Source organism: Mesorhizobium sp. LNHC209A00 (assembly GCF_000502915.1).
Lineage (GTDB): Bacteria > Pseudomonadota > Alphaproteobacteria > Rhizobiales > Rhizobiaceae > Mesorhizobium.
Genome location: NZ_AYWT01000001.1, coordinates 597,467 through 610,588, shown reverse-complemented (window position 1 = coordinate 610,588; position 13,122 = coordinate 597,467). Strand labels below are relative to the sequence as shown.

Genomic DNA, 13,122 nt, shown 5'->3' with positions numbered 1-13,122 from the left:
CATGAACGAGGCAGTTCGAAATCCGGCACAGCCGATCATCGAGATCGAAAACCTTTCGATCTCCTTCTTCACCCGCAAGGGCGAGATACCGGCCGTCATGGACTTTTCCTGCACGGTGATGCCGGGCGAGGCAATGGGCATCGTCGGCGAATCCGGTTGCGGCAAGTCGACCGTGTCGCTCGGCATCATGCGCGACCTCTCCAACATCGGAAAGATCGTCGGCGGCAAGATCAAGTTCCAGGGCAAGGACATGGGCGAGCTCTCCGACGAGGAGCTGCGCGGCATCCGCGGCAACAAGATCGCCATGATCTACCAGGAGCCGATGGCCAGCCTCAATCCGGCGATGAAGATCGGCCAGCAGCTGATGGAAGTGCCGTTGATCCACGACAAGGTGTCGACGAAAGAGGCCTACTCCAGGGCGCTCGAAATGGTGCGCTCGGTCAAGCTTCCCGATCCCGAGCGCATGATGCGCTCTTATCCGCACCAGCTTTCCGGCGGCCAGCAGCAGCGCATCGTTATCGCGATGGCGCTGCTGTCGAAGCCGGCGCTGCTTCTGCTCGACGAGCCGACGACGGCGCTCGATGTGACCGTGGAAGCGGGCATTGTCGATCTGGTCAAGGGGTTGGGCGAGAAGTTCGGCACCTCGATGATCTTCGTCTCGCACAACCTCGGCCTCATCCTGGAAACCTGCGACCGCATCACTGTGATGTATTCGGGCGAGGCGGTCGAGACCGGCAAGATCAAGGACGTCTTCGACCGGATGCGCCACCCCTATACGCAGGGGCTGTTCCGTTCGATCCCGCTGCCTGGCGCGGACAAGAACTCGCGGCCGCTGATCTCGATCCCGGGGCAATTGCCACTGCCGCATGAACGGCCAAAAGGCTGCAATTTCGGCCCGCGCTGCCACCATTTCGTCGAGGGCGTCTGCAACGCCGCCGAAATCCCGATGATAGAAGTCGCCGGACACGAGGGTCATTTCTCGCGCTGCGTGCGCTTCAACGAGATCGATTGGGAGGCATTGCCGCCGGGCGCCAAGAAGGTGAATGAGCGCGTCGTGCCGGGCGCGCCAGTACTCAAGATCGAGGACCTGCGGAAATACTACAAGGTCGGCGGCAGCGAGGTGTTCGGCTCGAGCGAAGGCCGCGTCGTCAAGGCCAACGAGACGATCTCGTTCATGGCACGCGAATCCGAGACAGTCGCCATCGTCGGCGAATCCGGCTGCGGGAAGTCGACGCTGGCCAAGGTGCTGCTCGGACTGGAAACCGCCAGCTCCGGCAGCGTCACGCTCGGCAACAAGGAAATCCAGTCGACCGGCATCGAGAAGCGCAGCGTCGACACCGTGTCGTCGATCCAGATGGTGTTCCAGAACCCGTTCGACACACTCAACCCCAGCCATTCGGTCGGGTCGCAGATCATCCGGACGCTGGAAAAATTCAACGTCGGCAGGACCGTCGCCGACCGGCGCAAGCGCATGCTGGAACTGCTCGACCTGGTGAAACTGCCGCGGGCGTTCGAAACCCGCAAGCCGCGTCAGCTTTCCGGCGGCCAGAAGCAGCGTATCGGCGTGGCGCGAGCCTTCGCCGGCGATGCCAAGGTGGTGGTGGCCGACGAGCCGGTTTCGGCGCTCGACGTCTCGGTGCAGGCGGCGGTGACGGAACTGCTGATGGATATCCAGCGCAAGAACAAGACGACGATGCTGTTCATCAGCCACGATCTCTCCGTCGTGCGCTACATAGCCGACCGCGTCGTCGTCATGTATCTCGGCTATATCGTCGAGCAAGGCACGACCGACCAGATCTTCGCGCCGCCCTATCATCCCTATACCGAGGCGTTGCTCTCGGCGATCCCGATTGCCGATACCAGCGTGGTCAAGAAGCACATCGTGCTGGAAGGTGACATCCCCTCGGCGATGAACCCGCCGTCCGGCTGTCCGTTCCAGACACGCTGCGGCTACAAGAAGCTGGTGCCTGACAATCTGTGCGAGACCAAGGTGCCGCCGGTCAAGAACCTCGGCGATGGCCATATGAGCCTGTGCTGGCTCTCCGACGACGTGCTCAAGACCATGGAGCCGGTGATCAAGTTCGACAAGGAACATGCTGCCCATGAAGGCGTGCCTGACGACGCGCCCCATGGCGAAGGTCCGGGCTTTGCCGGCGAGCCGCCGAAGCGGCCACATGGCAAGAAGCCGATTTGATATGCATTAAAGCCGGGCCGTCAGGGCGGCGCATTGCCTCTCGAAGCGGCCGGGATATCTTACATGCGTTTGGAGGGCGGACCATATTCCCCCCATCGCCTTGAGTATTTCTCCTTGTTGTCCTATGTGATGCGTGATGCTTGATGCGCGCAAGGAGATAAGTTGTGAGAACGACACTTGCCATCGACGATGATGTCCTCCTTGCCGCCAAAGCCATGGCGCGGCAGCAGGATCGCAGCGTTGGGGAGGTCATTTCCGATCTTGTTCGCCGCTCGCTGCATCGGCCTCAGGCGGGCGATGAGCGCAATGGCATTCCCTTGCTGTCGTCCCAGCCTGGCAGCACGATGGTTGATCTCGAGACGGTCAACAGGCTTCGCGACGAACTGCCGTGACCTTCCTGCTCGACGTGAATGTCTTGATCGCGCTGATCGATCCCAGCCATGTCGCGCATGACGATGCCCATCGATGGTTCGAATCCGTCGGACGCACCTCATGGGCCACAAGCCCTATCACCGAGAATGGTGTCATCAGGATCGTGGGCAATTCCAAATACCCCAATTCTCCCGGCTCGCCTGCGGTCGTTGCGCGGATTGTTGGTAAAATGCACGCACTTCCAGGACATCAATTCTGGCCGGACGACATCAGTCTGGTCGGTTCTGCCGATATCGATACCGGCAAGATCCTGACCTCGGCGCAAGTCACGGATAGTTACCTACTGGCGCTAGCCAGTGCGCGTGACGGCAAGTTGGCGACCTTTGATCGAAAATTGTCGACGGCGGCGGTAAAGGGAGGAAAGTTGGTTCTCCACCTCATACCGACCGAGTGAAATCCGGACTCAGGCCCGGCTCTGACATAGCATCAAAGATGCCGAGTGATTTCGCTGACCCCGGCGGATCAGTTGTTGCACTGCCTTAGCTGAGCGTCATAGTCGCGGGCCATCTTGTCGGTGGCCCGTGCGTAGCCCTGGACGCCGGCATCGCCGCGATTGCCGCGGCCATAGGCGGTCCAGCCGAGATAATAGGCGAGGTAGAGGTTGTAGGTGTCGTTGCGGGCGACGCCGTAGCTGTCCGATGTCTTGGAATGGTACCAGCCGACGAAGTCGACGGCGTCGGCGAATCTCGTGCGCCGCGCCGCCCAGTTGCCGGTTTCGCGCTGATATTGCGACCAGGTGCCGTCCAGCGCCTGCGAGAAACCGGTGGCCGAGGAGACATGTTTCCACGGAATGAAGCCGAGGAGTTTGGTGCGTGGCGGGCGGGCGTTGCTCTTGAAACCGGATTCCTTGCGCACGGTCGCCATCAGCACCGGCACCGGCACACCGTATTTCTGTGAGGCGCGCTCTGCAGCCGACTGCCAATTGTCGAACCAGCCATCGTTCTGATCGAAGACGGCGCAGACATTGTTGATGTGACTGGGTGCCGTCGCGCAGGCCGAAAGTGCCAGCAGCACGCCAACCGCTACAATTTTACTAAAACTCGACCTACGCATTGGATGAGCAATAGGCCGAAATCATAAAAGGAATCTTGCTGTCGCCGTTAACGCCTTGTCGGCACGAGCGGGCAAGAAAATGCCATATAGGTATTCCGACGCTATTTGTCGCCTTTTCTAAAGGGACATCGCATATATGGCGCCTTGGCTAAAATCGCGTCGACAAATGGCGTATTTCCGACAGCTTGACCGCCCTGCCGAAGCTTTGATGCCGACATGAGCGAACCTAGACGAAAGCGCGGCGCCGAGCGCACCAGCAACCGGGGGCCAGCGCCCATCACGCAACTGCCGCCCAGGCGGGTGATCAATCCCTATCCGCCGATGGCGTTGTTGTCACCAGAACAGGTCGAGGCGATCCATCAGGCGTCGATGCACATATTGGAGAATTTCGGCATCGAGGTAATGAGTCCGCGTGCGCTGTCGCTGTTCGAGCAGGCCGGCGCGAAGGTTGATCACGCCTCGGCGAATGTGCGCGTCGATCGCGGCATGATCGACGAGGCGCTGAAGACGACGCGGTCCGGCTATACGCTGACCCCACGCAATGCGGCCAACACAATCCATCTCGGCGGCAACACCATTAATTTCACGCTGGTTGCCGGTCCTCCCAATGTGCATGACATGGAGCGGGGCCGCCGTGCCGGCAATCTGCGCGACTATGCGGATCTGACCAGGCTGGCGCAGCATTTCAACTGCGTCCACATGCTTGGCAACCAGGTCTGCGCGCCGGTCGAACTGCCGGCCAACTCACGCCATCTCGATACATACTTCACCAATCTGACGCTGACCGACAAGAGTTTTCATGTCTCGGCGATCGGCCGCGGCAGGGCGCTGGACGGCATCGAGATGATGGCGATCGCGCGTGGGATGACGCTGGCCCAGATGGCTGATGATCCCGGCATTGCCACCATCATCTCGGTCAACTCGCCGCGTCGCTTCGACGAGATGATGGCCGAGGGGCTGATGACCATGGCCGAGTACGGCCAGTCGGTTGCGGTGACACCGTTCACGTTGATGGGAGCGATGAGCCCGGTGACGCTGGCCGGGGCGCTGGCGCAGCAGAATGCCGAGGCGCTGTTCGGCGTGGTGCTGACGCAACTGGTGCGGCCAGGCGCGCCTGTGATGTACGGCGCCTTCACCTCCAATGTCGACATGAAGTCGGGCGCGCCGGCCTTCGGCACGCCTGAAAACACCAAGGCCAACATTGCTTCGGGACAATTGGCGCGCCGCTATGGCCTGCCATACCGGACGACGCCCGGCTCGGCTTCCAATGCCGCCGACGCGCAAGGCGCCTATGAGACGCTGATGGCGTTGTGGGGCGCGGTGCTTGGCCATGGCAATCTCGTCTACCACGCCGCCGGCTGGCAGGAGGGCGGGCTGACGGCGTCGTTCGAGAAATTCATCATCGACGTGGAGATGATCCAGCACATGATGGAGTTTCTGCGCCCGATCGTGGTCGATGAGGCGGAGCTTGCCGTGGAGGCGCTGGGGGCTGTGCCGACCGGCGGCCATTTCTTCGGCGAGCCGCACACGCTGGAGCGCTACGCCACCGCCTTCTACCAGCCGATGCTCTCCAACTGGCAAAATTACGAAGCCTGGCAGGAGGCCGGCGGCCTCGACGCGACCGCGCGCGCGACGCGGCTGTGGAAGAAGGCGCTGGAGGATTATGTCGAGCCGGTGATGGACATCGCCGTGCGCGAAGCGCTCGAGGCCTATGTGGCCAAGCGCAAGGAAGCGATCGGGCAGGGCGAGCCGTGAATTTCGCGGTGTTGGCGCGCGGCAGGGGAGCCGGGCGCTGTCCTTTCGCATCACTTTCTCTCCCAACTCACTGATATCAGGGAAAAATCGATGAAATCGCATGCAAAGGTCGTAGTCATCGGCGGTGGCGTCGTCGGATGTTCCGTGCTGTTCCATCTTGCCCGTCATGGCTGGACCGACGTCGTGCTGCTGGAGCGCGACGAGCTGACTTCAGGCTCGACCTGGCACGCGGCCGGCGGCATGCACACGATCAATGGCGATCCCAACGTCGCCAAGCTGCAGAAATACACCATCAATCTCTACAAGGAGATCGAGGAGTTGTCGGGACAAGCGACCGGCGTCCACCTGACCGGCGGCGTGCTTCTGGCGGCCACCGAGGCGCGGCTCGACTGGCTGCGCGGCGTCGTCGCCAAGGGCCGTTATCTCGGCATCGAGCTGGAGGAAATCTCGCCGAAGGAGGCGGCCGAACTGATGCCGCTGCTCGATCCCAAGCAATTCGTCGGCGCCGTCCGCAACAAGGAGGACGGCCACCTCGATCCCTCCGGTGTCACCCACGCCTATGCCAAGGCGGCGCGAAAACTCGGCGCCGAGGTGGAGCGCTTCACCAAGGTCGAGGATATCGTGCGCCGTCCCGACGGGCTGTGGCGCGTCATCACCAACAAGGGCGAGGTGGTGGCCGAGCATGTCGTCAATGCCGGCGGCCTGTGGGCGCGCGAGGTCGGCCGCATGGTCGGGCTCGAACTGCCGGTGCTGGCGATGGAGCACATGTACCTGATCACCGAGGACATGCCGGAGGTTGCCGCCTGGAACCAGAAAACCGGCACCGAAATCATCCATGCGGTCGATTTCGACGGCGAGCTCTATCTGCGCCAGGAGCGCGGCGGCATGCTGATGGGCACTTATGAGAAGGCCAACAAACCATGGTCAGAATACCAGACGCCGTGGAATTTCGGCCATGAATTGCTGGCGCCGGATATCGACCGCATCGCGCCGTCGCTCGAGGTCGGCTTCCGGCATTTCCCGGCCTTCCAGAACACCGGCATCAAGCAGATCATCAACGGGCCCTTCACTTTCGCGCCCGACGGCAACCCGCTGGTCGGGCCGGTGCGCGGCCTGCCGGGCTTCTGGGTCGCCTGTGGCGTGATGGCCGGCTTCAGCCAGGGCGGTGGCGTTGGTCTGGCGCTATCCAACTGGATGATCGAGGGCGATCCCGGCGCCGACATCTGGGCGATGGACGTGGCGCGTTACGGCGACTGGGCTGGTATGGCCTACACCAACGCCAAGGTGCGCGAAAACTATTCCCGGCGTTTTTCGATCCGCTTCCCGAACGAGGAATTGCCGGCCGGGCGGCCGCTGAAGACTTCGCCCGTCTATGACCTGTTGTCGGCCAAGGGTGCTCAGTGGGGCGTCGCCTACGGGCTGGAAGTGCCGCTCTGGTATGCGCCGGAAGGCGTCAAGGACGAGTTCTCATGGCGGCGCTCGAGCGACTTCAGCCATGTCGCCGCCGAAGTCGCCACGGTTCGCGCAGGCGTCGGCTTATCGGAGATATCGAGCTTCGCCAAATACAAGGTGACGGGCGAGGGGGCGGCGGCCTGGCTCGACCGGATGCTCGCCTGCAAGCTGCCGAAACCCGGTCGCATGACGCTCGCCCCGATGCTGAAGGAAGACGGCAGGCTGATCGGCGACTTCACGTTGGCCAATCTCAGCCCCCAAGATCGGGAAGAAGGGGGCTGGTTCCTGGCCGGCTCCGGCATTGCCGAGCAATATCACATGCGCTGGTTCGAGCAGCATCTGCCTGATGATGGCTCGGTTCATATCGAAGCGCTGGGACAAAAGCTTACCGGCCTGTCGATTGCCGGCCCCAAGGCCAGGGACGTGCTGGCAAAAGCCACGCGCTCCGGCACATCTAACGAGGCATTTCCCTTCATGGCAGTCGGCAAGATGGACGTCGGCATGGCGCCGTGCATGGTCGGCCGCGTCAGCTACACCGGCGATCTCGGCTACGAGATCTGGGTGGCGCCGGAATATCAACGTGCCGCGTATCAGGCGCTGATGGCGGCGGGGGTGGAATTCGGTATCGGCCTGTTCGGCTCGCGCGCGCTCAACGCGCTGCGGCTGGAGAAGAACTACGGTTCATGGGGGCGCGAATACCGGCCGATCTACGGGCCGCTGGAAGCCGGCCTCGATCGTTTCGTCGCCTACGGCAAGGACGCGGATTTCATCGGCAAGGCGGCGGCTCTGGCCGAGCGCAAACAGGGCGGCAAGTTGCGGCTGCGCGCCTTCGTCGTCGATGCCGACGATGCCGATGTCATTGGCGACGAACCGATCTGGTTCGGTGGCGCGGTGCGCGGCTGGGTGACGTCGGGCGGCTATGCCCATCATTCGAAGAAGTCGGTCGCTGTCGGCTATGTGCCGAAGGAGATCGCGGACGAGAGCGACGGCTTCGAAATCGAGTTGCTCGGCAAGCGGCATGCGGCGCGCATGCAGGCGGCGCCGCTGTTCGATGCGAATTTCGAACGGATGCGGGGGTGAACCACCCCCCGCACGGGGATCAAGCGCTCCGGCGGTTGTCGAGCGCGAAGGCGCCGGCGCCGGCAAAGACCAGATAGAGGAAGATGAAGCAGAACGAGATCGCCGAATCGCCGCTGTTGTTGACCGGAAAAAAGTCACGCGGCATGTGCGCCATGAAATAGGCGATCGCCATTTCGCCGGCCAGAAGGAATGCGACCGGGCGCGTGAAAAGGCCCAGCGCCAGCAGAATGCCACCGGCGAATTCGAGGATGCCGGCTGCTAGCGGCAATCCGCTCAACGCGGTGGCTGCGTGGTCGCTGGCAGGGAAATTGAACAGTTTCTGCGTGCCGTGCTCGATGAACTGCAGCGCGGTCATGATGCGCAGGACGCCGAGCGCCTGCGGTTGATATCTGGCAAGGCCATCGAAAAGCTTCATCCAAAACTCCGTTTAGCTTCTCGGATCGGCCATAGGTTATTGCCCGGCGGTGGACCATTCACTTCCCAGGGCCGGTCATCAACAATTAGTGATTGGAACTGTTCCCCGGCCTGACCTTTCATTATGCTCTCGTCTAGGTTGCATTCTTTTCTATATGGTTGTATTGGTTGTAGTCGCGATTTGAACGCTCTTCACATGTGGGCCCCTTGCCATGAAAAAAGCCGCCATCAGCCTGTTCGCGATCCTTGTGAGTACCAGCTTAGCCATGGCCGAGGACGCCGGCTGCGAGGCCTTCAAATGGCCTGTGACGCGCGAACAGGCGCTGTTTGCAACGGCGCCCTCAACGCCGTCCGGAGCGACACTGGCAGTGGGGCAGGCCGCGGATCTGGCGCTGGTACCGGCCGAGAAGGCCGGCTTTCCGGTGCCGCCCGAACGCGCGCCCGCGCAGGGCACGTTCGGCGCTGTCGCCAATGTGGCGGTACCGCCGGAAGGGACCATCCAGATCAGCCTGTCGGGAGAGGCCTGGGTCGATGTCATCCAGGACGGCAAACCCGTGAAATCGTCCGGCTATAGCGGCGTCAAGACCTGCCCCGGCATCCGCAAAAGCGTGCGCTTCAAGCTCGCGGCCGGCCAAGCCACCGTCCAGTTCAGCGGTGCCAAGAAAGAGACCCTCAAGGTCGCGGTGCTGGCACCGGAATGAGCCGACGCCAGCAAGCATGATATCAGCGGTTGACGCGGGCGCTTATCGCACCGGCGCCATCAAAGCGAAGTGCGCGCCTTGTGGATCCTGGCATTGCACGACCCAGCTGCCTCCGGGGACCTCCATCGGTCCCATCAGGATCTTGCCGCCATTGTCGGTGACGCGTTTTGCGGCCGCGTCGATGCCGGTGACGTTAAAATAGAACTGCCACACCGGCACCGGAATCTGCTCGGGCTTGTTCATGATGCCTCCGCCGGATTCGGGGCCGGCGGTAAAGGTTTGGTAGATGCCCATCGGCCCTATGTCGAATTCGCCGGCATTGGCCCAGCCGAACTGGTCGGAATAGAAATCAAACGCGGCCTTCCAGTCGCTCGTATAAAGCTCATGCCAGCCGATATGGCCAGGCGTGTTGGCTGGCACGACGGGCTGGTCCGGACCATTCGGCTGCAGGAACATGAAGGTCGCGCCTTGCGGATCGGCCACGACGGCAAAGCGGCCGACGCCTGGAATGTCGTCGGGCTGGCGGTGAACGGCGCCACCTGCCTTTTCCAGCGACGCTGTTGCCGCGTCGACATCCCTGGCGTGGATGTAGCCCAGCCAGGCCGGCGGCATGCCCATCTTGGCGGCATCCTGCGGCATCGTCATCAGGCCGGCGACGCCACGCTCGCCGACATTCATGACGACATAGCGCGGCATGCCTGGGACCTTGTCGAAGGGCTCGGCCTTCCAGCCCACCACGGCGGGGTAAAAAGCCTCGGCGGCGTCGAGGTCTGATGTCATCAGTTCGTACCAGAAGAAGGGCATCGGGGATTGTGGCATGGTCGGTCTCCTCACCGTTGTGCACCGATCGTCGTTCGATCCATCCCAGGACGATCTTGACGACGGAAATCCGACATCTGGGCTGGAAATCGGGAACGGCAAGGCGCACCCTCTGGCGATCGTGCGTGTCTTGCGATTTTCGCCTTTGCTTGGCCCCGAGGAGGGGTCGTCGTTCCATGCGGCAGATGTCACTCACAGCCGAGCTTGTCGCACTGTGCCATCGCGAGGAGGCCGATCCCGGGCCCAGCGGCAGCTGGACGCAACTGAGCGACGAGGATTTCCGGGTCCTTTCCGAGCGGCTCGCCGATGAAGCAGATGCGGGGCCGCTATGGGTGTTCGCCTATGGCTCGCTGATCTGGAAGCCGGCTTTCGAGTCCGTCGAACGCAAGCGGGCCACCGCCCATGGCTGGCACCGCTCGTTCTGCATCGACATGGTTCGCTGGCGCGGCAGCGTCGCGCAGCCTGGATTGATGATGGCGCTGGAACGCGGTGGGCGGTGCGATGGTGTGATCTATCGTTTGCCGGAAGGGGAGAAGGCTGCTCGGATCGAAAGGCTGTTGCGGCGCGAGATCGACGATCACGAGAGCGTCGCTTCGGTCAGGTGGGTCCCGGTGCGTACGGCGCAAGGGCATCTGCGGGCGCTGGGTTTCTGGGTCGGGGTGACGGGCAGGGGCACTTCGCTCGGGCAGCCGCTGGAGACAGTGGCACGGGTGCTGGCGCGCGCCTGCGGCCATGTCGGCTCCGGGGCGGAATATCTTTACAACACTGTGAGCCACCTCGAGGAATTCGGCATCCGCGACCGCAATCTTTGGACGTTGCAGCAATTGGTCGCCGACGAGATCAGGTCGATCCACGGCAGGGGTGGCGGCCCCATCCCAGCGTCACCGTCATCATAACATGAATATAATTGTCATATTTTCTTGCGGTCTTTTCAACGGCTTACCCCAAAAATTGACCAATTGATAAAAAAACAAAACGTGCTAGCCTTCCCCAAAACGAAAACAGGGGAACTGAGAATGCCAGAAGGCCAGTTCAAAGAGGGTATTGTCGCCGGCCGGCTTCTGCCCGACCAATACGCGGACAATTTTTCCGACCTGCATCCCCCGCTCGATCACCACGAGGCGCTGGTCGAATCCGACCGCTGCTATTTCTGCTACGACGCGCCGTGCATGAACGCATGCCCGACCTCGATCGACATTCCGCTGTTCATCCGCCAGATCTCGACCGGCAACCCGATCGGGTCGGCCAAGACCATCTTCGACCAGAATATTTTGGGCGGCATGTGCGCCCGCGTCTGTCCCACCGAGACGCTGTGCGAGGAGGTTTGCGTCCGCGAGGTTGCGGAAGGCAAGCCGGTGCAGATCGGTCGTCTTCAGCGCTACGCCACCGATGTCGCGATGAGCGAGAGCAGGCAGTTTTATCCGCGTGCCGAGCCGACAGGAAAGACCGTAGCCGTCGTCGGCGCCGGCCCGGCCGGTCTTGCCGCCGCGCACCGGCTCGCCCGCCATGGCCATGACGTGACCATCCTGGAGGCGCGCCCGAAGGCGGGCGGCCTCAACGAATATGGCATTGCCGCCTACAAGAGCGTCGACAACTTCGCCCAGGCCGAGGTCGACTATGTCACCGCGATCGGCGGCATCGACATCCAGAACGGCAAGACGCTCGGCCGCGACTACCAGCTCTCCGACCTGATCCGCAATTACGACGCCGTCTTCCTCGGCATGGGGCTTGGCGGCGTCAACGCGCTGCGCGCCGATGGCGAGGATGCCGCCGGCGTCACCAATGCGGTCGAATTCATCGCCGAATTGCGCCAGGCCAGCGACCTCTCCGGCTTGCCGGTCGGCCGCCGCGTCGTCGTCATCGGCGGCGGCATGACGGCGATCGACGCCGCCGTGCAGTCGAAGCTGCTTGGCGCCGAGGAGGTGACGATCTGCTACCGGCGCGGCCAGGAGCATATGAACGCCTCCGAATTCGAGCAGGACCTGGCCGCCGCCAATGGCGTCACCATCCGTCACTGGCTGCAGCCGAAGCGGGTGATTACCGAAAGCGGCAAGGTCAGTGCCATCGAACTCGAATACACGGCGCTCGACGGCGAGCGGCTTGCCGGCACCGGCGAGACGCTGACGCTGGTTGCCGACCAGGTGTTCAAGGCCATCGGCCAGAGTTTCGTGCCGGTTGCACTCAACGGCAGCGGGGCGTCGATCGATCTTGAAGCCGGCCGCATCAAGGTCGACGCGCAAGGGCGCACGTCGCTGGCCAAGGTCTGGGCCGGTGGCGACTGCATATTCGGTGGCGACGACCTGACCGTTTCGGCCGTGGCGCAAGGGCGCGACGCGGCGGAAAGCATCCACAGGAACCTGACCCAGGGATAAGGATCATGGCCACGGTGGAACCGGGCATTGCCCGTCACTATGAGATTTTAGCCCTGGAGGAGCGGATTCTTGCCGCGCTTGCCGACACCGGCGTGGAAATTGCCCATTTGAGCGCCGACGATCTCGCAGCGGTCGACGAATTCCACATTGGCGGCATCGCCGCCACCCGGGAACTCATCGACCAGATGGGGCTGAAGCCTGGAGCCCGGCTTCTCGACATCGGTTCAGGCATCGGCGGTCCGGCCCGTTTTGCCGCGACCAATGCCGGCGCCGATGTCACCGGCATCGACCTGACGCAAAGCTATGTCGATATCGCGACCAGCCTGTCGAAGCGGGTGGGAATGGCCGGCAAGACGCGCTTCGTGCAAGGCAGCGCGCTGGACATGTCGTTCGCCAAGGCCAGCTTCGATGCGGTAATGATCCTGCATGTCGGCATGAACCTGCCTGACAAGGCCAAGCTGATGAGCGAGGCCGCCCGCGTGCTGAAGCCCGGCGGCGTCTTTGCCGTCTATGACGTGATGCGGCTCAAGGATGGGGCACTGACCTATCCGCTGCCATGGGCATCCGACGCGACCATGTCGTTCGTCGCCACGCCTGCTGATTATCGAGCGGCCGCCACCGCCTGCGGCTTTTCAGTAATCGCCGAGCGCCCGCGCGGTGCTTTCGCCATCGAGTTCTTCGACACCATGCGTGCCCGCATGGCCGCCGCGCAGGCCGAGGGCAAAAAGCCGCCGCCCGGCGTCGGCCTCGTCATGGGCGAGGATGCCCGCACCAAGATCGCCAATCTCACCGCCGCGCTTGAGGGCGGCAGTCTTGCACCCGTGGAAATGCTCCTTCGTCTCCGTTGAAA

12 protein-coding genes are annotated in these 13,122 nt (G+C 62.7%); 9 read left to right on the top strand and 3 right to left on the bottom strand.

The features are described from left to right. The first annotated feature begins 1 nt into the window (after position 1). The 3 genes from X739_RS162940 (at position 2) to X739_RS162950 (ending at position 3,020) form a co-directional block, all read left to right on the top strand. Positions 2-2,194 (top strand): ABC transporter ATP-binding protein, encoded by a 2,193-nt coding sequence (locus X739_RS162940; RefSeq protein WP_023769595.1) that lies wholly within the window; start codon positions 2-4, stop codon positions 2,192-2,194. A 164-nt stretch (positions 2,195-2,358) separates the two neighbouring features. Then, positions 2,359-2,586 carry a hypothetical protein gene (locus X739_RS1000000169085; protein ID WP_023769596.1) on the top strand — a complete coding sequence of 76 codons (228 nt, stop codon included), beginning with the start codon at positions 2,359-2,361 and terminating at the stop codon, positions 2,584-2,586. Continuing rightward, positions 2,583-3,020, top strand: a complete 438-nt coding sequence (locus X739_RS162950; protein ID WP_023769597.1) for a TA system VapC family ribonuclease toxin — start codon at positions 2,583-2,585, stop codon at positions 3,018-3,020. Before X739_RS1000000169085 ends, X739_RS162950 begins: the two co-directional genes overlap by 4 nt. 68 nt (positions 3,021-3,088) lie before the next feature. On the opposite strand, the gene X739_RS162955 is transcribed toward X739_RS162950, so the two are convergent. Further along, on the bottom strand, positions 3,089-3,679 hold the full coding sequence (locus X739_RS162955; protein WP_023792305.1) for a transglycosylase SLT domain-containing protein: 591 nt from the start codon (positions 3,677-3,679) through the stop codon (positions 3,089-3,091). 216 nt (positions 3,680-3,895) lie between these two features. Between X739_RS162955 and X739_RS162960 the strand changes: the two genes are divergently transcribed. Both X739_RS162960 and X739_RS162965 read left to right on the top strand, forming a co-directional pair. Then, complete coding sequence (locus X739_RS162960; protein WP_023769599.1) at positions 3,896-5,434, top strand: trimethylamine methyltransferase family protein; 1,539 nt, start codon at positions 3,896-3,898, stop codon at positions 5,432-5,434. A 90-nt stretch (positions 5,435-5,524) separates the two neighbouring features. Next, positions 5,525-7,966: an FAD-dependent oxidoreductase gene (locus X739_RS162965; RefSeq protein ID WP_023792301.1), complete on the top strand. Its 2,442-nt coding sequence runs from the start codon at positions 5,525-5,527 to the stop codon at positions 7,964-7,966. Positions 7,967-7,985: 19 nt separating this feature from the next. Here the strand turns inward: X739_RS162965 and X739_RS162970 are convergent, their stop codons facing one another. Then, a complete protein-coding gene (locus X739_RS162970) occupies positions 7,986-8,381 on the bottom strand; it encodes a DoxX family protein (protein WP_015317141.1) in 396 nt (131 codons plus the stop codon). A 211-nt stretch (positions 8,382-8,592) separates the two neighbouring features. Here X739_RS162970 and X739_RS162975 point away from each other — a divergent pair, with 211 nt between their 5' ends. Then, complete coding sequence (locus X739_RS162975) at positions 8,593-9,081, top strand: hypothetical protein (protein WP_023769601.1); 489 nt, start codon at positions 8,593-8,595, stop codon at positions 9,079-9,081. Between the two features lie 42 nt (positions 9,082-9,123). On the opposite strand, the gene X739_RS162980 is transcribed toward X739_RS162975, so the two are convergent. Further along, complete coding sequence (locus X739_RS162980; RefSeq protein ID WP_023769602.1) at positions 9,124-9,900, bottom strand: VOC family protein; 777 nt, start codon at positions 9,898-9,900, stop codon at positions 9,124-9,126. 176 nt (positions 9,901-10,076) lie between these two features. Here X739_RS162980 and X739_RS162985 point away from each other — a divergent pair, with 176 nt between their 5' ends. The 3 genes from X739_RS162985 to X739_RS162995 all read left to right on the top strand — a co-directional run bounded on the left by X739_RS162985 (position 10,077) and on the right by X739_RS162995 (position 13,120). Beyond that, entirely contained in the window at positions 10,077-10,796 is a 720-nt protein-coding gene (locus tag X739_RS162985) for a gamma-glutamylcyclotransferase (RefSeq protein ID WP_023792296.1), read from the top strand. A gap of 120 nt (positions 10,797-10,916) precedes the next feature. Next, positions 10,917-12,272 carry an NAD(P)-dependent oxidoreductase gene (locus X739_RS162990; RefSeq protein ID WP_023792293.1) on the top strand — a complete coding sequence of 452 codons (1,356 nt, stop codon included), beginning with the start codon at positions 10,917-10,919 and terminating at the stop codon, positions 12,270-12,272. Positions 12,273-12,277: 5 nt separating this feature from the next. Beyond that, the gene (locus X739_RS162995; RefSeq protein WP_023792290.1) at positions 12,278-13,120 is read left to right on the top strand and encodes a methyltransferase domain-containing protein; all 843 of its coding nucleotides are present in this window, start codon (positions 12,278-12,280) and stop codon (positions 13,118-13,120) included. Positions 13,121-13,122: the final 2 nt, after the last annotated feature.